Origin of the sequence: Oceanobacillus piezotolerans, assembly GCF_003665065.1 — a bacterium.
GTDB classification, from domain to species: Bacteria; Bacillota; Bacilli; order Bacillales; family Amphibacillaceae; genus Oceanobacillus; species Oceanobacillus piezotolerans.
Window position 1 is genome coordinate 505,595 of sequence record NZ_RCHR01000003.1, and the last position, 20,167, is coordinate 525,761.

At 37.1% G+C, this 20,167-nt stretch carries 19 protein-coding genes; all 19 read left to right on the forward strand.

The genetic code is table 11. The annotated features are described in order from the left end of the window. Positions 1-57 precede the first annotated feature (57 nt). The 19 genes from smc (at position 58) to topA (ending at position 19,819) form a co-directional block, all read left to right on the forward strand. Entirely contained in the window at positions 58-3,624 is a 3,567-nt protein-coding gene (gene smc / locus D8M04_RS10550; protein WP_121522874.1) for a chromosome segregation protein SMC, read from the forward strand. A gap of 15 nt (positions 3,625-3,639) precedes the next feature. Continuing rightward, positions 3,640-4,632 (forward strand): signal recognition particle-docking protein FtsY, encoded by a 993-nt coding sequence (ftsY, locus tag D8M04_RS10555; protein ID WP_121522875.1) that lies wholly within the window; start codon positions 3,640-3,642, stop codon positions 4,630-4,632. A 74-nt stretch (positions 4,633-4,706) separates the two neighbouring features. Continuing rightward, positions 4,707-5,024, forward strand: a complete 318-nt coding sequence (locus D8M04_RS10560) for a putative DNA-binding protein (protein ID WP_121522876.1) — start codon at positions 4,707-4,709, stop codon at positions 5,022-5,024. Between the two features lie 13 nt (positions 5,025-5,037). Next, on the forward strand, positions 5,038-6,381 hold the full coding sequence (ffh, locus tag D8M04_RS10565; RefSeq protein WP_121522877.1) for a signal recognition particle protein: 1,344 nt from the start codon (positions 5,038-5,040) through the stop codon (positions 6,379-6,381). Positions 6,382-6,495: 114 nt separating this feature from the next. Continuing rightward, the gene (rpsP, locus tag D8M04_RS10570; RefSeq protein ID WP_121522878.1) at positions 6,496-6,762 is read left to right on the forward strand and encodes a 30S ribosomal protein S16; all 267 of its coding nucleotides are present in this window, start codon (positions 6,496-6,498) and stop codon (positions 6,760-6,762) included. Positions 6,763-6,783: 21 nt separating this feature from the next. Then, positions 6,784-7,011, forward strand: a complete 228-nt coding sequence (locus D8M04_RS10575; RefSeq protein ID WP_121522879.1) for a KH domain-containing protein — start codon at positions 6,784-6,786, stop codon at positions 7,009-7,011. Between the two features lie 164 nt (positions 7,012-7,175). Further along, entirely contained in the window at positions 7,176-7,565 is a 390-nt protein-coding gene (locus D8M04_RS10580) for a YlqD family protein (RefSeq protein ID WP_121522880.1), read from the forward strand. 12 nt (positions 7,566-7,577) lie between these two features. Further along, positions 7,578-8,093 (forward strand): ribosome maturation factor RimM, encoded by a 516-nt coding sequence (gene rimM / locus D8M04_RS10585; protein WP_121522881.1) that lies wholly within the window; start codon positions 7,578-7,580, stop codon positions 8,091-8,093. Continuing rightward, entirely contained in the window at positions 8,093-8,833 is a 741-nt protein-coding gene (gene trmD / locus D8M04_RS10590) for a tRNA (guanosine(37)-N1)-methyltransferase TrmD (protein ID WP_121522882.1), read from the forward strand. Before rimM ends, trmD begins: the two co-directional genes overlap by 1 nt. A gap of 130 nt (positions 8,834-8,963) precedes the next feature. Then, complete coding sequence (gene rplS / locus D8M04_RS10595; protein ID WP_121522883.1) at positions 8,964-9,308, forward strand: 50S ribosomal protein L19; 345 nt, start codon at positions 8,964-8,966, stop codon at positions 9,306-9,308. A 737-nt stretch (positions 9,309-10,045) separates the two neighbouring features. Next, positions 10,046-10,621: a signal peptidase I gene (lepB, locus tag D8M04_RS10600; RefSeq protein ID WP_121522884.1), complete on the forward strand. Its 576-nt coding sequence runs from the start codon at positions 10,046-10,048 to the stop codon at positions 10,619-10,621. Positions 10,622-10,628: 7 nt separating this feature from the next. Further along, entirely contained in the window at positions 10,629-11,477 is an 849-nt protein-coding gene (ylqF, locus tag D8M04_RS10605; protein ID WP_121522885.1) for a ribosome biogenesis GTPase YlqF, read from the forward strand. Between the two features lie 139 nt (positions 11,478-11,616). Further along, positions 11,617-12,390, forward strand: coding sequence for a ribonuclease HII (locus tag D8M04_RS10610; protein ID WP_121522886.1), 774 nt, complete (start codon positions 11,617-11,619; stop codon positions 12,388-12,390). Positions 12,391-12,403: 13 nt separating this feature from the next. Next, complete coding sequence (locus D8M04_RS10615; protein ID WP_121522887.1) at positions 12,404-14,146, forward strand: hypothetical protein; 1,743 nt, start codon at positions 12,404-12,406, stop codon at positions 14,144-14,146. After that, positions 14,143-14,412, forward strand: a complete 270-nt coding sequence (locus tag D8M04_RS10620; RefSeq protein WP_121522888.1) for an EscU/YscU/HrcU family type III secretion system export apparatus switch protein — start codon at positions 14,143-14,145, stop codon at positions 14,410-14,412. The genes D8M04_RS10615 and D8M04_RS10620 overlap by 4 nt, the downstream gene beginning before the upstream one ends. Before the next feature lie 136 nt (positions 14,413-14,548). After that, positions 14,549-15,709: an ADP-forming succinate--CoA ligase subunit beta gene (sucC, locus tag D8M04_RS10625; RefSeq protein WP_121522889.1), complete on the forward strand. Its 1,161-nt coding sequence runs from the start codon at positions 14,549-14,551 to the stop codon at positions 15,707-15,709. 21 nt (positions 15,710-15,730) lie between these two features. Continuing rightward, on the forward strand, positions 15,731-16,633 hold the full coding sequence (sucD, locus tag D8M04_RS10630; protein ID WP_121522890.1) for a succinate--CoA ligase subunit alpha: 903 nt from the start codon (positions 15,731-15,733) through the stop codon (positions 16,631-16,633). Between the two features lie 201 nt (positions 16,634-16,834). Further along, complete coding sequence (gene dprA / locus D8M04_RS10635) at positions 16,835-17,641, forward strand: DNA-processing protein DprA (RefSeq protein WP_246001179.1); 807 nt, start codon at positions 16,835-16,837, stop codon at positions 17,639-17,641. A gap of 102 nt (positions 17,642-17,743) precedes the next feature. Continuing rightward, positions 17,744-19,819 carry a type I DNA topoisomerase gene (topA, locus tag D8M04_RS10640; RefSeq protein WP_121522891.1) on the forward strand — a complete coding sequence of 692 codons (2,076 nt, stop codon included), beginning with the start codon at positions 17,744-17,746 and terminating at the stop codon, positions 19,817-19,819. Positions 19,820-20,167 lie beyond the last annotated feature (348 nt).

A 20,167-nucleotide genomic window follows, 5' to 3' on the forward strand; every position in this document is an offset into this window, starting at 1 on the left:
AATGTTTTTAATAAATGAGCAATTAATTTGCTTTTCGTTGATATAGGAGAATGAATGATGTATTTAAAAAGATTAGAAAGCGTGGGATTCAAATCGTTTGCTGAACGAATCAGTGTTGAATTTGTCCCAGGAGTAACGGCTGTTGTAGGTCCTAATGGCAGCGGGAAAAGTAATATAACCGATGCGATCCGCTGGGTGTTAGGTGAGCAATCAGCTAAATCATTAAGAGGCGCTAAAATGGAAGATATCATCTTTCAGGGAAGTGATACAAGGAAACCTTTAAATGTCGCTGAAGTTACACTTGTCCTGAACAATGAAAATCACACATTGCCTTTAGATTACGACGAAGTGAGTGTTACAAGACGTGTTTACAGGTCAGGTGAGAGTGAATTTTATATAAATAAACAGTCCTGCAGACTTAAAGATATCATTGACTTGTTTATGGATTCAGGATTAGGAAGAGATGCCTTTTCGATTATTAGTCAGGGGAAAGTAGAGGAAATTCTGAGTTCAAAGGCCGAAGAAAGACGCACGATTTTTGAAGAAGCTGCAGGAGTTTTAAAGTATAAGCAACGTAAAAAGAAAGCTGAATATAAATTAGCTGAAACTCAAGAAAACCTTAATCGTGTAGAAGATATTATTTACGAAATAGAACAGCAAATAAATCCACTTAAGGATCAAGCTGAAACAGCGAAGAAATATCTTCAGTTAAAAGAGGAACTGAAAACAAAAGAGATTTCATTCTTAATAGCAGAAATTGAAAAAATACATACGGAATGGCAATTATTATTAAATACAATAGAAAATGAGCATGCAGAAGAATTAAAAGTAAAAACAGCCATTCAAAAAAAAGAGGCCGCTTTAGAGCAAAAAAGACAACAGGTTGATGAAATAGATAAGGAAATAGAAAGGCTTCAGTCAAGCCTGCTAGAGACGACTCAGCTCCTCGAAAAATATGAGGGTAAAAAACAGCTGCTAAATGAAAGAAACAAGCACTTTGATGAAAATAAACAAAAACTGGAATCCCAAAAGCAGTCAGCAGCAGTAAAGATTGGTGAACTGCATGATGAATTAGTAAAAGAACAAAAGCAGCTTTCTGAAATAACAGCTAAACGACAGGAAACCAAGGAGACTGTCAAACAGCTGCAGCAAAAATTGTCTCTTAATCAAGAAACTATTTCAGAGCAGATTGAAGAATTAAAATCAGAATACATTGAGTACCTCAATAAGCAAGCAGCTATGCGAAATGAGAAGCAATCAATAGAAACACAACTGAAACAAGTATTAGGGAAAAAAGATATTCAGGCTTCTAAATTTGAGGATTTGTTAAACCAAAGAGAAGAGTTGAACGAAAGAAGAAAGCTGAAAAAAGCAAAATTAGTCAGCCAGGAAGCGAAATATCAAGATACACAGCTGCGATTGAAAACGTTAAAGTATCAATTAGAAACTGAGCGACAAGTCTTTCAAGATTCACAGACAAAACTTTATCAAGGCTATCAATATATCGAGAAATTAAAGTCGAGAAAGGAAATGCTCGACGAAATGAAAGAGGATTTCCAAGGATTCTTCCAAGGTGTTAAAGCGGTTTTAAAAGCACGTGAGAATCATAAATTAGCTGATATATATGGGGCGGTTATTGAGTTGATTGAGGTTCCAAAAGAGTACATTACAGCAATAGAAACAGTACTCGGCGGACAGGCACAGCATATCGTTGTCAAAGACGACAAAGCAGCTCGAGAGGCGATATTGTGGCTAAAGAAAACAAATAATGGCCGCGCGACATTTCTACCACTACAGTCAATTCAAACACGCTCTATTCCAAGAGAGGTGCTTTCACAGATTGAGAACCATTCGGGATATGTTGGAATTGCAGGGCAATTAGTTCAGGCAAATGAAACCTACCAAAGAGCAGTAAACCATTTAATGGGCAATGTTATCATTGCTAAGACTTTGAAGGATGCTAATGATATTGCGAAATGGACACAGAGAAGATTTCGAGTGGTGACACTTGATGGAGATGTAGTGAATCCGGGTGGTTCTATGTCGGGTGGTGCCAAAAAGAAGACGAACCAATCTTTATTCACGAGAGAGAAAGATCTTCAAGAAATTACCGAGAAGATTAATGAATATCAAGAGAAGATTGTTCAATTTGAATATAAGGTTAAACGTAAAAAAGAAGAGATTTCCGAAATTGAAAATGAACTATCACTTACGGAAGAGAATTCAGGAACAGAACAACAGCAATGGCAACTCCTGCAAACGGAATGTAAAGAAATAGAGTTGAAGTTAGAATCATTAAACGAGAATTTGTATATCTTTGATCAAGATCAAAAGCAATACACACAAGACCGTGAACAACTAGAGAATCGAAATAAAGAGTTATCGAAAGAACTTGAAGGGATTAGAATACAACTAGAAGATATTAATAAACAAATCGAGGCATTATCCCAACAAGAGGTTGCATTCAAAGAGAATAAGGAAACTCTGCAGCAGGAGCTGCATCAATCACAAGTGGCTTTAGCAGAGCTTGAAGAGCGCGTTAGAAACCAGAGAGAAAAAGTAAAAACGGTGGAAGAACGCTTAAAAGCTTTTGAAGAACAATATGATATGTATACAGATGAACTAGATAAGTTGCTTGAAATGGAGCATGTAGAAGAAACAGAAGAAGAAATAGATTCTATTATCATATCGAAAAAGGAAATAAAATTAGAATTGACAACCTCGATTCAAGAAAAGCGACAAAAAAGAGCTCACTTAACAGCATATACACAGGATGAAGAGAGAGAAATAAAAGAAGAAACCAAAAAACATCAAAGCTTTCTTAACGAAATTCAACAAAAAGAAGTACAAGCGAACCGACTTGATGTTGATTTAGAGAATCGCTTATCTCTTTTAGAAACTGAGTATATGATAACCTATGAAAAAGCATCAAAAACGTATGAGAAGGCTGAAAATATTGCGGAGGCTAAAGAAGAGGTTAAGGCACTGAAACTTGCAATAGAAAGCCTAGGTAATGTCAATCTTGGCGCCATTGATGAATATGAGCGAGTATCCGAGCGCTATAGTTTCTTGAGTGAGCAGAGGAATGATTTAGTAGAAGCAAAGAATACCTTGTTTGCCGTCATTGCAGAGATGGATGACGAAATGGAGAAGCGCTTTGACAGTACCTTCACCCAAATAAAAGATCAGTTTGGAGTAGTTTTTCGGCAGTTATTTGGTGGTGGCCATGCTGAGCTGAAACTCACGGATCCAAAGAATCTTCTCGATACAGGTGTTGATATCATAGCGCAGCCGCCAGGGAAGAAACTCCAGAACCTAGGCCTTCTTTCTGGGGGAGAAAGAGCACTAACCGCCATTGCATTATTGTTTGCTATACTAAGAGTGCGCCCTGTACCCTTCTGCATTCTTGATGAAGTAGAGGCGGCATTAGATGAGGCGAATGTTAGCAGGTTTGCAAAATATGTGAAGCTCTATAGTGAAAATACACAATTCATTGTCATTACCCACCGTAAGGGTACAATGGAAGAGGCCGATGTGCTGTATGGGGTGACCATGCAAGAATCGGGTGTTTCGCGAATGGTTTCTGTTCGTCTGGAAGATACAAAGGAACTAATTAATTCATAAGGAGGTTTTTATGAAATGGGTTTTATGGATAAGTTAAGAAATAGATTTAAACAGAACGCTGAAACAGAAGAAGTCTCTGAGAAATATAAAGAGGGGATGGAGAAAACTCGAAATTCCTTTTCAAGCAAAATAAATGATTTAATTGCCAGATATCGTAAAGTGGATGAAGATTTCTTCGAAGAGCTGGAAGAGGTTCTGATAACAGCTGATGTTGGTGTCAACACAGTAATGGATTTAATTGATGAGTTAAAGATGGAAGTAAAGCGCCGAAACATTAAGGACACCAAAGAAGTAAAAGAGGTCATCTCTGAAAAACTAGTTGAAATTTATTATGGTGATGATAGCCAACAGATTGAGGAGCTAAATCTTCAAGAAGATGGATTAACAGTGCTATTGGTAGTCGGTGTAAATGGAGCTGGAAAAACTACTTCTATTGGCAAGCTTGCTAACCAATTAAAAAGTGAAGGAAAAAATGTAGTATTAGCTGCTGGAGATACATTCCGTGCTGGGGCCATAGAACAGCTGGAAGTGTGGGGAGAAAGAGCTGGAGTTGATGTGATTAAACATACCGCTGGAAGTGATCCAGCTGCAGTTATATTTGATGCAATCAAAGCAGCTAAGGCAAGGGAAGCAGACGTATTAATTTGTGATACAGCAGGAAGGCTGCAAAACAAAGTTAATCTTATGAATGAATTAGAAAAGGTAAAACGAGTTATAGAACGTGAGGTGCCAGGTGCTCCTCATGAAGTTCTATTAGTATTGGATGCAACTACAGGACAAAATGCGTTGAGCCAAGCAAAAACATTCTCAGAGTCTACCGACGTTTCAGGTATTGTATTAACCAAGCTTGATGGGACGGCAAAGGGTGGAATTGTCTTAGCTATTCGTCATGAATTAAATATTCCGGTAAAATTCGTAGGTTTAGGAGAAAAAATGGAGGATCTGCGGAAATTTGATGCAAATGCCTTTGTTTATGGCCTCTTTGCTGATATGTTGGAGGATGAATAGGTTCTCCCTTGACATCCCCTCTATATCCGTTAATATTAACGTAAAGGGAATATACTTAACAAGGAGTGATATGTGTGTTGGAGAAAACGACCAGGATGAATTATTTGTTTGACTTTTACCAAGCCTTGTTAACTCCTAAACAGCGGAATTACATGGAATTATATTACTTAGAGGATTATTCCCTTGGTGAAATTTCTGAGCTGTTCCAAGTATCTCGCCAAGCAGTTTATGACAATATTAAACGGACTGAGGCTATGTTAGAAACATACGAAGAAAAATTGCATTTATATGATCGTTTTGAAAAAAGAAATAGGGTACTAGAGCAAATGGAAGATATAATAGCCGATAAGGAGCTTGAAACCTTAGTTCAACAATTAAAAGAAATAGATTAGGAGGACACCTTCTATGGCATTTGAAGGATTGGCCGACCGCCTGCAGAGTACGATAAAAAAGATTACTGGTAAAGGTAAAGTATCTGAACAAGATGTAAAGGAAATGACTCGCGAGGTCAGACTGGCTTTACTTGAAGCGGATGTTAACTTTAAAGTAGTTAAAGATTTAATAAAACGTATTAAAGAACGTGCAGTTGGACAGGAAGTAATGGAGAGCTTAACTCCTGGCCAACAAGTAATTAAAGTGGTTAAGGAAGAATTAACTGCATTAATGGGAGGAGAACAAAGTAAGATTGCAGTGGCCGATCGCCCTCCAACGGTGATTATGATGGTAGGTTTGCAAGGTGCTGGTAAGACAACTACCACTGGTAAATTAGCAAATCTACTGCGCAAGAAACATAATCGTTCTCCACTACTAGTAGCTTGTGACGTCTATCGTCCTGCTGCGATTAAACAGTTGAAAACACTTGGTAGTCAATTGGATATGCCGGTATATTCGTTAGGAACAGAGGCGAATCCTGTTGATATTGCTACACAGGCATTAGAGAAAGCGAAAGCTGATCATCATGATTATGTCATTATCGATACTGCTGGGCGCTTACACATAGATACCGATCTAATGGGTGAGTTATCAGAGATTAAAGCTCAAGTGAAACCAGATGAAATATTCCTGGTTGTCGACTCGATGACAGGACAGGATGCGGTTAATGTAGCGGAAAGCTTTAATGAACAACTGGATATTACTGGTGTCATTTTAACAAAACTTGATGGTGATACACGTGGTGGTGCTGCACTTTCCATTAAAGCAGTAACTGACAAACCAATTAAGTTTGCCGGTATGGGTGAGAAGCTTGACCAGTTAGAACCTTTCCATCCGGAAAGAATGGCGTCCAGAATATTGGGGATGGGAGATGTTCTTTCCCTTATTGAGAAGGCCCAAGAAAACGTTGATGAGAAGCAAGCGAAAGAGTTAGAAGAAAAAATGCGTACCATGTCCTTTACGTTTGATGATTTCCTTGAGCAGATGGGGCAAGTGCGAAATATGGGACCATTAGATGAGCTCATTAATATGCTGCCTGGTGCGAACAAAATGAAAGGACTGAAGAATGCTCAATTAGATGAGAAACAAATTTCTCAAGTGGAAGCCATTATTCAGTCCATGACGAAGAAAGAAAGACAGGAACCAGATATTATTAATGCTAGTCGTAAAAAGCGAATTGCAAAAGGATCAGGAACGAATGTTTCTCAAGTAAATCGATTGCTAAAGCAGTTTAGTGAAATGAAAAAGATGATGAAGCAAATGACAAATATGCAAAAAGGGAAAAAAGCAAAGGGTATGAAATTTCCTTTTATGTAGTAATTTAATGGACATTACAAAGGAAAATACATTGTAATGTAAAAACACTTTACAGGCATGAAATTTTCTGTTAGAATCATATCTTGTGAACAACATTTAATGGAGGTGCAAATAATGGCAGTTAAAATTCGTTTAAAACGTATGGGTTCTAAAAGAAATCCATTTTACCGTATCGTTGTAGCTGATTCTCGTTCTCCACGTGATGGACGTCAAATCGAGCAAATCGGAACATATAACCCGGTAGTTAATCCGGTTGAAGTTAAAATCGACGAAGACAAAGCTTTAGATTGGATGAAAAAAGGTGCAAAACCTAGCGACACTGTTCGCAATCTTTTCTCAGAACAAGGCATCATGAAAAAATTCCACGAGTCAAAAAATTAATCGCGGAAAGTAAGTGATATCATGAAAGCCCTAATTGAATCAATTGTTAGGCCATTAGTTGATTATCCAGAAGACATTCATGTGACAGAAAACGAAGAGGATACTAAGATAGTATATCATCTTACGGTTCATACAGAGGATGTTGGAAAGATTATTGGCAAGAATGGTCGAATAGCAAAAGCGATTCGAACAGTGGTGTATGCCGCTAAGAATGATGGGAATAAACGTATCTACTTAGATATTATGTAAAAGGGAAAGGAGGAACCAGTATGGTTTTTCTTTCCCTTTTTCAACATATAAACCTTTTAACAGGTAGGAAAGTTTAAATTTACTTACCTGCATAAGTGCAACCAAGGCTGTCTTCTAAAAGCTTGGCGACATCCAAGTTTTCTAATGATAGGGGAGAAGAACGGGTGAAAATCATAAAAAAAGTCCAAATAAAACAGATTGTCACAGAAGAGAGCAAAAAGAAGTTAAAAGAAACGTTTGAAAACCAAAAAATGCGACTTGAACAAGAGTGTCAACAGCTCCTATTTGAAAAAAGAAAGCTTCAGAATAAGCCTGGGATATCAAAACAGGAGTTGAAGCAACGTTTTCAAAGAGAGATAAATAAAAGAAAAGAAAAAATGGAAATGCTCGATTTTAAGATAGAACAATTGGAAATGCTTGAAATAGGAAGTGAAATTGTTGAAAAGGAAGTTGAAGCTCTTGTTGAGGTAACAGAAGGAACGCATTGGAATAACATTATGAATGAACAGGCCATTGTAATAAAAGATGGCATTGTTATTCGAATAGATAATTAGTGGGTGAAGGATATGACAGAAAAAATGTTCACTGTAGGGAAAATAATTAACACACATGGTATTCGAGGAGAAGTAAAGGTTTTGCGGATTAGTGATTTTGAAGATAGGTTTCAAAAAGGAAAAAAACTATTTTTAGTAAAAGATAATGGAGAGAGCGTGGAATTAACGATTGATGGCCACCGTTTACATAAAGGCTTCGATCTTCTTCACTTTAAAGAATTTAATAATATTAATGAAGTGGAACAATTTAAAGGGTTATTCTTGAAAATTACAAAAGAGCAATTAACAGAGTTAGAAGAAAATGAATTCTACTATCATGAAATTATCGATTGTGAGGTTTATACTATTTCAGGGGAGAAATTAGGAGTAGTGAAAGAGATTTTATCTCCTGGAGCAAATGATGTGTGGGTAGTAAAGCCAAATAAAGGAAAGGATATACTTATTCCCTATATAGAGGATGTCGTAAAAGAGGTATCCATAACCGAGAAGAAGATTATCATAGAACCGATGGAAGGATTGCTTGATTAATGCATATTGACATACTAACCCTCTTTCCTGAGATGTTTAAAGGTGTATTTGAAACATCTATCTTAAATAAGGCAAAGGAAAAAGAGAAGTTCAGCTACCAACTCGTTAATTTTAGAGATTATACCGAGAATAAGCATAATCGTGTGGATGATTATCCTTATGGGGGTGGTGCAGGTATGGTATTATCACCACAACCGATCTTTGATGCAGTCGAAGCCATAAAAAAAGAAAAACAAACTAAGCCGCGTATTATTCTGATGTGCCCACAAGGTGAAACATATAATCAAAAAAAAGCAGAAGAATTAGCGAAAGAAGAGCATCTTTTGTTTATTTGTGGTCACTATGAGGGATATGATGAGCGTATTCGAGAGCATTTAGCAACAGATGAAATCTCTATCGGTGACTATGTGCTTACTGGTGGTGAGCTAGGTGCAATGGTAGTGGTGGATAGTGTTGTTCGTCTTTTGCCTGATGTATTGGGTAATAAAGAGTCAGCACCTATGGATTCGTTCTCAACTGGTTTACTGGAGCACCCTCATTATACAAGACCAGCGGATTTCCGGGGGATGAAAGTTCCAGAAGTTCTTATGTCAGGCGACCATGCTAAAATAGAGGCTTGGCGCAAAACAGAGTCTTTAAGAAGGACCTATGAGCGACGTAAGGACTTATTAGAAGCCATTGATTTAGATGAAGAGGATAGAAACATACTAGCAAACATAAAAAATCAACAAGAATCATAAATTTTATTGAACTCATCAATAGATTATGATATATTAATTATTGTGCTTAAAGTTCGTTTAAGCCGTAAAACGATGTTCCGCTCGTTTCTCAGATAAATGATGAGCATTAGTTTGGAAGGAGTGAAGTCACATGCAACAACTTATTGCAGACATTACAAAAGATCAATTACGTACAGACCATCCTGAATTCCGCGCTGGTGATACTGTTAAAGTACACGTTAAGGTTGTGGAAGGAACTCGTGAACGTATTCAGGTGTTCGAAGGTGTTGTTATTAAACGCCAAAACGGAGGAATCAGTGAAACATTTACAGTAAGAAAGATTTCTTACGGTGTAGGTGTTGAACGTACATTCCCAGTACATTCTCCACGTGTTGATAAAATCGAAGTGACTCGTCGCGGTATTGTTCGTCGTGCTAAACTTTACTATCTACGTAATCTACGTGGTAAAGCAGCGCGTATCAAAGAGCGTCGATAATTTTAACAAACTGGATATAACAGTGATAAGAAAGGACTTGGGCATAGCTCAAGCTCCTTTTTTATTTAAGCTGTCTAGGTTTTTTATGCAAATAATAATTAGACTGCGAACTTATCTAATTCAGGATAGTGCTTGGAACCGCTGCGGAAATACACTACGCTTTCCGCGGGCGCTGTTGAGCCTCCTCGAGTCTAACGTCTCTGCGGGGTCTCAACTAGGCTTTTCCTCCCGCAGGAGTCTCCGTGTATTTCCTCCGCTAAGTTTGAGCTTCTCGACTTTCGTATTTATTACTGCAATAATACATTCAAACTGTGAAACGTTATTTACAGTACTTACACCACACATAAAGCAGAAAATCTCAATTAGCGTAGGCAGAATACGTAGACTCCTACGGGAATAGCACGTGTCCGAAGACCCCGCAGCGGTGGTTTTTCCGCGAGGAGGCTGAGGCCGTGCCCGTGGAAAGCGGAGTATTCTGCCGAAGCGGCTTCTAGAACACATTATCATTAGAATAAGCGAGAGTAGGATCAGCTAATATCATTTTCACTACGTCAGATTTTATTCAACTATAAACGTTAGAAAACAGAAGACTTCATACAGAATCTCTCCATTTATGCATAAATCAATCTACAAAGGGTATATTCATTAACATAATTAATGCTCTATCCATTAGGATAAAAAGTGAATGATATGATAATATAGTAAAGATAAGAGATGCAAGGGCTGGAGGAGAAGTCATGGGAAAAGATAAAAAGGATGAAAATAAAAATGAATGGTTTGATTGGCTAAAAGCATTACTACTGGCACTAGGGTTAGCATTTATTGTACGGGTCTTTTTGTTTTCCCCTATTGTTGTAGATGGGCCATCCATGCTGCCAACCTTACATGATCGTGATCAAATGATTGTAAATAAATTTGTATATAATATATCTGAACCTGAACGATTTGATATCGTAGTGTTTCATGCCTCGGCTCAAAAGGATTTTATCAAACGGGTTATCGCTTTACCGGGAGAGCATGTCCAAGTGGAAGATGATGTATTGTACATAGATGGAGAGCCAGTAGAAGAACCATATTTAGAAGAACAGAAAGAACAATTACAGCCTTATGAAACATTAACCAATGATTTTACATTAGAAGAGTTACCTGGTGGTCATGAAGTAGTCCCTGATGGTCATGTTTTTGTTATGGGCGATAACCGTGGTAATTCAACAGATAGTAGGATGCTCGGTGTCATACCGATGGATGAAATTGTGGGAGAGGCTAGCTTTATATATTGGCCTTTAGATCGAATGCAAATAGTAGGAGAGTAGGTTTTACATGACGATACAATGGTTTCCAGGACATATGGCGAAAGCAAAACGCCAAGTAGAGGAAAAATTAAAACTTGTTGATTTTGTGATGGAATTGGTAGATGCTAGAGCTCCATTATCATCACAGAATCCAATGCTTCAGCAAGTCCTGCAAAGTAAAACAAAAATGATTGTACTTATGAAGAAGGATTTAGCAGATCAACGTGCGACGGAAGAATGGTTGGCTTATTTTAATGATAAAAACATACCGGCAATTTCAGTAAACGTGAATGAGAAAGCTGATATTAATCGAGTAATTCAACTAGCAAAAAGACTTGCAGAAGAGAAAATGGAAAAATTGAAGAAAAAAGGGATACAACCAAGACCAGGAAGAGCTATGATCGTTGGAATACCTAATGTGGGGAAATCTACGCTAATAAATCGTTTAGCAAATAAGAAAATAGCAAAAACAGGAGATCGTCCAGGAGTTACAAAACAGCAATTATGGATTAAAGTAAAGAATGAATTTGAATTACTGGATACTCCTGGAATTCTGTGGCCCAAATTTGAAGATCCAGATGTAGGTTATCGTTTGGCAGCCATAGGGACGATTAAAGATCAACTTTTATCCTTACAAGATATTGTAGTATTCGTTATAGAATATATGAAAATACATTATCCCGTGCTTCTTAAAGAGCGATATGATATTGGTCATGAACTGGAAGAAATGGTTGATATTTTTATTAAGATAGGGAAAGAACGCGGAGCCCTGCAAAGTGGTGGAGAAGTAGACTTTGATAAAGTTTCAGACCTTTTTCTAAGGGATTTAAGAACAGGCCGTCTCGGTAGAATTACACTTGAAAGACCTTCTATCTGACATGCATCGTGTGATGTATGTCTTCTTTTTTTTCATTAGCAAAGAAAGATAATATCTAGGAATCTGTTAAAATAGATGTTTCTTATTATGAATTAGGCATCATATACCGATATAAGAAAGAGATCAAGGGGTGATATAATTGGAAAAACAATCAATTAAAACAATCAAAACGTTGTTTCAAAATAGAGAAATTACTGATGAACAACTTGAGGAATTAAAACAAGATTCACGTAAGGGAGTACAGCAAATTATAGGGTCTTATGAAAAGCAGCTGGAAAAAGAGAAAGCACTAGAAGCTAACTATATAGAAATGTGCCAGTATGAACTTACTGCCTATAAACAAGGTTATAAATGGATTGCAGGTATTGATGAGGCGGGAAGAGGTCCACTGGCCGGTCCAGTAGTAGCTGCAGCTGTTATTCTCCCTGAAAAATTTAAATTATTAGGATTAAACGATTCAAAACAACTTAATGAAGGTACTAGAGAAGCATACTTTTCTATAATAAAGAAGGAAGCAATCAGTTATGGTATTGGCATAGTTGATAACAGTATGATTGATAAGATGAACATCTTTGAAGCAACTAAATTGGCAATGAGAAAAGCGCTGGAGCAATTAAACCCTATGCCTGACTATGTTCTTATTGATGCAGTACAGCTTGGTAATCTCACTTGTCCTTCAGAGTCTATTGTTAAAGGTGATGCAAAAAGTATTTCCATTGCTGCAGCAAGTGTGTTAGCCAAGGTTACTCGTGACCACTTAATGAAAGAAATACATAAGGAATACCCTTTGTATGATTTTGCTTCAAATATGGGGTATGGTACGAAGAATCATTTAGAAGCATTGGAAAACTGTGGTATAACACCTTACCATCGTAAATCATTTGCACCTGTGAGAAATGCCATGAAAGCGTAAGGAGGCGTTTGATGTGAATATTTACCGAACACAGAGTGAACAGGTGCTGAAAACGGCTCAAGTTAACAAGCAATTAAAATCAGGTCAGATTATCCAGGGAAAAATTCAACAACTGTATCCTGATAACAAAGCACAGGTTCAACTTGGAAATCAGACTTTAATAGCTAAGTTGGAAGCCCCTTTAATTGCAGGTGAACGTTATCATTTTCAAGTTCAACGTGCTGATCAAATGATACACTTAAAAGTATTAGGAGAACGACTTACCGGTAAAGCACAGGAGAATATCACACAATTGCTGCAGCAATTAGGTTTAAAATCGACAAAGGAGAATAGTATATTGCTCCTGAGACTAGTTAAGAACGGTTTACCCTTTGATAAGAAACAACTATCAAAAGCGATTCAACTTTTAGGGCAGAAAGAGAATGGAAGACTAGCACAAGAAGTTATCTTACAGATGATTACTAGAAGATATCCTATGAAAGAAAGCATTTTTCAAGCTTTATATACTGAGAAAACAACACAGCAGTCCGAAGTTATGCAAAATTTACTATTAAAGCTGCGGGAAGATTCAGCGGCTATGAGTAACAATAAAGCCATTCTTATTGCAAGATTACAGAGTTTATTATATGGAACTGTAAATGAAAAAGAATACGTATTAAATAATATACGTTCAGACACTTATACAGAGTCAAATCCATTTTTCCAAGTTTTAAAATCTGTTGGGGTAGTTAATTCTGATTTATCTTTATCTTCCTGGAAAAGTATGTGGGGAAATGCTTCAGTAAGCTCTCAAAAGGGTAAAGATTGGCCATTAAATGTTACTCCGCCGGAAATAATGAACATCCTGAAAAATCTGCTAGCTAATAAACAGGAAGTGATGCAGTTATCATTGGAACTGTTAGCAAAGCTGCAAAAACGAAGCCAATCAAGTGCTACCAATTCAGAAACAAGAGAAATTCAGGCGCAATTAATAAAAATTGCCGCACTGTTACATAACAGAGTGGATTTAAGAGCAAATTATCAGCAATTTGATGCTTTGGATATACATATTCTTCAGAGATTAGAAACGCTAAGTAACCCATCTTCATATGTACTTATTGAAAACATAATAAAAAATATGGAGATAGGTTCCTCACATAATCTCCCGGGAAAACACTTTTTAAATCAAGTAAAGCATTATCTGTCGCTTAGTGGCATCACTTATGAGAATGACTTATTGAATAAGATAAATCAGCCTCAAACGGTAAAGGAATTACTTATTTCAATGATTCCTCAAAGCGATGGGACGGTTCATGAACTCGCCACTAAAGCGTTAAATCATTTAAATGGCCTGCAGCTGCAATCTGTGTTTGAAACAGAACACTTTATCCAGACAGCCATCCATATCCCAGCATATAAACCAGGTATAAACAAAGATTTAAAAATTGAATTTGAGAGTAAAAAAACAAGTGATGGAAAAATAGACCCAGACCATTGCCGTATTCTATTTTATTTGGAATTGAAAAATTTGAATGAAACCATTATGGATATCCATATTCAGCAAAGATCTGTCTCCATTACGGTTTTCAATGATAACGAAAAAGCGAAACTACAGGTGGCGGCATTTCAGCCTCTGTTAAAAACATCCTTAGAGAGAATGAATTATCATCTGTCTGGCATTTCATTTAAACCATTACAGGACAAACCAAACATAAGTAAGCAAATCATCAATCATTATTCTTCATCTTCATACCAAGGAGTGGATTATTTAATATGAGTAATATTCGTAAAAAAGCCGCAGCACTTCAATATGATGAGAAGAAACTAACTGCTCCAATTGTATCTGCAACTGGCAAAGGATTAGTAGCAGAGGAGATTTTGGAAGTAGCAAAGCAACATAACATTCCAATCATTGAGGATAGCTCATTAGTAGAACTATTAGCAGAATTAAATATTAACGAAGCTATCCCTGAAGAGCTATATGAAGTTGTTGCAGAGATTTTCGCTTTCATTTATCGCACAGATCAACAAGTGGGTTCATGATTCTTTCTAGGTTAGACACTACTCGTTAATCTGTATAAATAAACAATATATAGATAATTTAGTACATTTATTCTTGTTAAATGATATTTTTTCTAATACAATGAAGGTGCAGTATATTTTGATTGGAGGATATTAAATGAATATTCACGAATATCAAGGTAAAGAAGTCTTGCGTGAATTTGGTGTAAAGGTACCAAATGGGCATGTTGCATACACAGTGGATGAAGCTGTTCAGGCTGCTGAAAAGCTTGGGACTGCTGTAACCGTTGTCAAAGCACAGATTCATGCAGGCGGGCGTGGTAAAGCTGGTGGTGTAAAAGTTGCCAAAAGCCTAGAGGAAGTGCGTACATATGCTGAAGAAATCCTAGGAAAAACATTAGTTACCCATCAAACAGGTCCTGAAGGAAAAGAAGTAAAAAGACTTCTTATTGAAGAAGGATGCGATATTCAAAAGGAATATTATGTGGGGGTTGTTCTCGACCGAGCTACATCACGTGTAGTAATGATGGCCTCTGAAGAAGGCGGTACCGAGATTGAAGAAGTAGCTGAAAAGACTCCCGAGAAAATTTTCAAGGAAGTAATTGACCCTGTTGTTGGACTTGCTCCATACCAGGCTCGAAGACTTGCGTTTAACATTAATATTCCAAATGAACTTATATCTAAGGCAGTAGGGTTCATGACTGGTTTATACCAGGCCTTCGTTGAAAAGGACTGTTCCATTGCAGAAATCAATCCACTTGTAACAACTGGTGATGGAGAAGTACTAGCGTTAGATGCTAAATTAAACTTTGATGATAACGCTTTATATCGTCAAAAGGCAATAACCGAGTTACGTGATTTAGATGAAGAAGATGAAAAGGAAATTGAAGCTTCTAAGTATGATTTAAGTTATGTTGCTCTCGATGGAAATATCGGATGTATGGTTAATGGTGCTGGACTAGCAATGTCTACAATGGATATTATTAAATATTTTGGCGGAGAGCCTGCAAACTTCTTAGATGTTGGGGGCGGTGCTACAGCGGAGAAAGTTACGGAAGCATTTAAAATCATCTTGTCCGATCCAAATGTAAAGGGCATATTCGTTAATATTTTCGGAGGAATTATGAAGTGTGATGTAATTGCACAAGGTGTAGTAGAAGCTACTAAGCAAGTAGGATTAGAGATTCCCCTAGTTGTAAGATTAGAAGGAACTAATGTGGATTTAGGTAAGGAAATATTAAACGAATCAGGTCTAAATATCACTTCTGCTGACTCTATGGCGGATGGTGCACAAAAAATTGTTTCTATGGTGAAATAATCACAGAGAGGACGGACGATTATGGGTGTTTATGTAAATAAAGACACAAAAGTGATAGTTCAAGGTATTACTGGTGGTACCGCTAGATTTCATACAAAGCAAATGCTGGAATATGGCACGAAGATTGTAGGCGGGGTTACTCCGAAAAAAGGTGGTACAGAAGTAGAAGGAGTTCCGGTATTTAATACGCTACAGGAAGCTGTAGATGCAACTGGTGCTACCGTTTCTGTTATTTATGTCCCTGCGCCGTTTGCAGCTGATGCGATTATTGAGGCAGTGGATGCAGAATTAGATTTAGCGATTTGTATTACAGAACATATTCCTGTTTTGGATATGGTTAAGGTGAAACGTTATATGGAAGGGAAGAAGACAAGACTGATTGGACCGAACTGTCCTGGTGTTATTACTGCTGATGAGTGTAAAGTAGGAATTATGCCTGGCTATATTCACAAAAAAGGTCATATTGGTGTTGTGTCCCGTTCAGGAACATTAACTTATGAAGCGGTACATCAATTAACACAAGCAGGTTACGGGCAAACATCCGCTGTAGGTATTGGTGGAGATCCGGTTAATGGTACAAACTTTATCGATGTATTATCTGCGTTTAATGAAGATCCAGAAACAGAAGCAGTTATCATGATTGGTGAAATTGGTGGAACGGCAGAAGAGGAAGCTGCCCAATGGGTAAAAGCAAATATGAAGAAACCTGTTGTTGGATTTATCGGTGGTGCAACAGCTCCTCCAGGAAAACGTATGGGACACGCTGGTGCCATTATTTCTGGTGGTAAAGGAACCGCAGATGAGAAAATTCGAGTGATGAAGGAATGTGGAATTGCTGTTGCAGATACACCTGCTGTTATAGGTGAAACTATGATTAAAGTACTGCAAGATACAGGATTGGCGGAAAAGTGTAAAACGCATTAATGCAGTTATAACATTATAAAGAAGGGAACCTAAAAAGTTATCATCTTGAAGAACACAGTTTTAGGTTCCCTTAAATAGGATGTGGATAACCTGAAACCAACTAGCATTCGTTTAGCTCATTTAAGTAGATGTCGCGGAATATCTAGAAGTACACTCCGAAATTTCCTCAAGTATGATTCTACTTTATTAAATATTTATGCTATGTCTCCCGGAGAATTATCAAAGACATTTTCTATATCCCCTAATAAGGCATCATTATTTTATTCCGAGCTTCATAATGTAGATGTACGGAAAGAGTTTAAAGCTGACTTAGAAAGATGCAAAATCATCACTTTAGTTGACGAAGACTATCCTGCTGTGTTAAATACAATTAAAGATGCTCCGCTCGTACTTTATGCAATTGGTGATGTCTCGTTACTTGAACATTCACCCGCATTAAGTGTTATAGGAACTAGAAATCCATCGATAGAAGCATGGATGAAAATTTCACACCTTGTCGAACCATTGTTAGAAAAGGATTGGTTAATAGTAAGTGGAATGGCTTTAGGAATTGATAGTTATGCCCACACTCTTGCACTGGAGAAGAAGGGAAAAACTATAGCTGTTCTAGGTAGCGGATTTTTACGGATTTATCCAGTGCAAAACAAAGCATTATTCCGCAAGATAGCAAAGGAAGGTTTAATTCTTTCGGAATATCCCCCAAACACTCCTCCTCAGAAGTATCACTTTCCTGAGAGAAATCGTATTATTAGTGGACTTAGTTTCGGAACATTGGTCATTGAAGCAAAGGAGAGAAGTGGTACGTTGATAACTGTTGACCAAGCTTTGGACCAGGGGAGAGAGGTATATGCAGTACCAGGCTCTCCATTTATGGATCAAACAAAGGGTTGTCATCGAATGATACAGGATGGAGCAAAGTTAGTAACAGATGCAACGGATATTCTTGATGACTGGGAATTAATTGGTAAGAACTTTGAAGCATTTAATAGTAGTAACAAGTTAAATTAGTGACTTATATATATCGAATGATTGACAAATGGAGGCAATCTATTTAGTATTAGTGAAGATTTCTAAAATTAAAATTGTCAACCTCATTCTAGGAGGAGTAACATGAAGGATTATCTAGTAATCGTAGAATCGCCCGCAAAAGCGAAAACGATAGAACGTTATTTAGGAAAAAAATATGAAGTAAAAGCTTCGATGGGGCATATTAGAGATTTACCTAAAAGTCAAATGGGAGTAGACACAGAAAATAATTATAATCCAAAATATATCACTATTAGAGGAAAAGGTGATGTGTTAAAAGAACTTAGGAAGTCTGCCAAAAAAGCAAAAAAAATATATCTAGCAGCCGACCCGGACCGCGAAGGAGAGGCAATTGCTTGGCATTTAGCACACATTCTGAATGTGGATGAAAACTCAGAATGCCGTGTGGTATTTAATGAAATTACAAAAGATGCAATAAAAGAATCGTTTAAACATCCCCGGCCGATTGATCTTGATCTCGTTGATGCACAACAAGCTCGCAGAATTTTGGATAGACTAGTTGGTTACAATATAAGTCCTTTATTATGGAAGAAAGTGAAAAAAGGGTTAAGTGCTGGCCGTGTTCAATCTGTCGCAATGAAATTAATTATTGATCGGGAAAAAGAGATTAAAAACTTTAAACCTGAAGAGTATTGGTCGATTGATGCTCAATTCTTAAAAGAGGATACCCTGTTTGAGGGCGCCTTTTATGGAATAAATGGGAAAAAGGAAGAATTAAAGTCAGAGTCTGATGTAAATAAGATTATTAGTAAACTGGACAATACATTTACTATCGATAAAGTAAATAAAAGAGAAAGAAAAAGAAATCCTGCTCAACCTTTTATTACGTCATCCCTTCAACAAGAAGCAGCTCGTAAGCTTAACTTCAGAGCTAGAAAAACAATGATGGTAGCACAGCAGCTATACGAGGGAATAGATTTGGGAAGAAGTGCTGGAGGAATTACAGGTCTCATTACTTACATGCGTACAGACTCCACTCGGATTTCAGATACTGCAAAGAATGAAGCTGCAGAATATATTGTTAAGAATTATGGACAGGAATATCTAGGTAATACAGAGAGTAAAAAGAAGAAAGAAGGAGTACAAGATGCGCATGAGGCAATACGTCCTACTTCAGTACTCAGAGATCCCAAGTCATTAAAAGATATTTTATCAAGGGACCAGTTAAGACTATATAAATTAATCTGGGAACGCTTCTTATCGAGTCAAATGGCTCCTGCTGTAATGGATACAATGACTGTACACTTATTAAGTAATGACATTGAATTTCGTGCAACCGGTTCAAAAATTAAGTTTAAAGGTTTTATGAAGGTATATATTGAAGGAAATGATGACAATAAGACAGTGGAGGATAAGCTTCTTCCAGAATTAACCGAAGGAATGAAGGTTACATCCAAAGAAATAACACCAAATCAGCACTTTACGCAGCCACCTCCACGATTTACGGAAGCAAGATTAGTAAGATCAATGGAGGAAATGGGGATTGGAAGACCATCCACATATGCACCAACACTAGATACAATACAACGTCGTGGATATGTAACATTAGATAATAAGCGTTTTATCCCTACAGAGCTAGGTACCATCGTAAATGACTTGTTAGAGGAGTTCTTCCCTGAAATCATCGATGTAGATTTCACAGTTAAGATGGAGGATGATCTGGATTCAATAGAAGAGGGGAAAAACAACTGGGTATCTGTTATAGATGGATTTTATAAGGATTTCCATAAGCGGCTGGAAAAGGCAGAACAAGAGATGGAAAAAATTGAAATTAAAGACGAACCAGCGGGAATTGATTGTGAGAATTGTGGTCATGAGATGGTTTATAAGATGGGGAGATATGGTAAGTTTCTAGCTTGTTCGAACTTCCCTGAATGTAGAAATACGAAACCAATACTTAAAGAAATTGGTGTTAAATGCCCTAAATGTAAAGAGGGAAACGTGGTCGAACGGAAATCCAAGAAAAGAAGAGTTTTCTATGGTTGCGACCAATTTCCAGAATGTGATTTTGTTTCTTGGGATAAACCAATCGCAAGACCTTGCCCTAAATGCGAATCTCTGCTTGTAGAGAAAAAGAGTAAAAAGGGTTCGCAAGTACAGTGCACAAATTGTGAGTATCAAGAAGAGATTCAAAGTTAACTGCTTATCATTAGATAAGCAGTTTCTTAACGAAAGAAAACTGAAAAAGGGGATTATTAACCACAAATAAGGGAAACAATAGAATGTATGTATTTACATAATTTTCCCGTAATCCGCTCTTTATAGAATTGCTGAACAACATTAATTGACTTCTGATTTTATTACGTCTATAATATCGGATTGTTGAGATGTTATTTGTTTACCTGTTAAATTATCAAATAGCATGACAAATCAAATTATTGTGGTATACTCATAAGAGTGGGCATGATTCAGAATTTTATTAAATTTCACTTAATTAATCCGGTTACTATTTTATCTGGCTAATCAAATATGAATCTTAACCTAAAT

Excerpts from the sequence above, each read along its gene's own strand:
- smc (WP_121522874.1), top strand. The coding sequence starts at position 58 with ATGTATTTAAAAAGATTAGAAAGCGTGGGATTCAAATCGTTTGCTGAA.
- ftsY (WP_121522875.1), top strand. The coding sequence starts at position 3,640 with ATGGGTTTTATGGATAAGTTAAGAAATAGATTTAAACAGAACGCTGAA.
- ffh (WP_121522877.1), top strand. The coding sequence starts at position 5,038 with ATGGCATTTGAAGGATTGGCCGACCGCCTGCAGAGTACGATAAAAAAG.
- rpsP (WP_121522878.1), top strand. The coding sequence starts at position 6,496 with ATGGCAGTTAAAATTCGTTTAAAACGTATGGGTTCTAAAAGAAATCCA.
- D8M04_RS10575 (WP_121522879.1), top strand. The coding sequence starts at position 6,784 with ATGAAAGCCCTAATTGAATCAATTGTTAGGCCATTAGTTGATTATCCA.
- rimM (WP_121522881.1), top strand. The coding sequence starts at position 7,578 with ATGACAGAAAAAATGTTCACTGTAGGGAAAATAATTAACACACATGGT.
- trmD (WP_121522882.1), top strand. The coding sequence starts at position 8,093 with ATGCATATTGACATACTAACCCTCTTTCCTGAGATGTTTAAAGGTGTA.
- rplS (WP_121522883.1), top strand. The coding sequence starts at position 8,964 with ATGCAACAACTTATTGCAGACATTACAAAAGATCAATTACGTACAGAC.
- lepB (WP_121522884.1), top strand. The coding sequence starts at position 10,046 with ATGGGAAAAGATAAAAAGGATGAAAATAAAAATGAATGGTTTGATTGG.
- ylqF (WP_121522885.1), top strand. The coding sequence starts at position 10,629 with ATGACGATACAATGGTTTCCAGGACATATGGCGAAAGCAAAACGCCAA.
- D8M04_RS10620 (WP_121522888.1), top strand. The coding sequence starts at position 14,143 with ATGAGTAATATTCGTAAAAAAGCCGCAGCACTTCAATATGATGAGAAG.
- sucC (WP_121522889.1), top strand. The coding sequence starts at position 14,549 with ATGAATATTCACGAATATCAAGGTAAAGAAGTCTTGCGTGAATTTGGT.
- sucD (WP_121522890.1), top strand. The coding sequence starts at position 15,731 with ATGGGTGTTTATGTAAATAAAGACACAAAAGTGATAGTTCAAGGTATT.
- dprA (WP_246001179.1), top strand. The coding sequence starts at position 16,835 with ATGTCTCCCGGAGAATTATCAAAGACATTTTCTATATCCCCTAATAAG.
- topA (WP_121522891.1), top strand. The coding sequence starts at position 17,744 with ATGAAGGATTATCTAGTAATCGTAGAATCGCCCGCAAAAGCGAAAACG.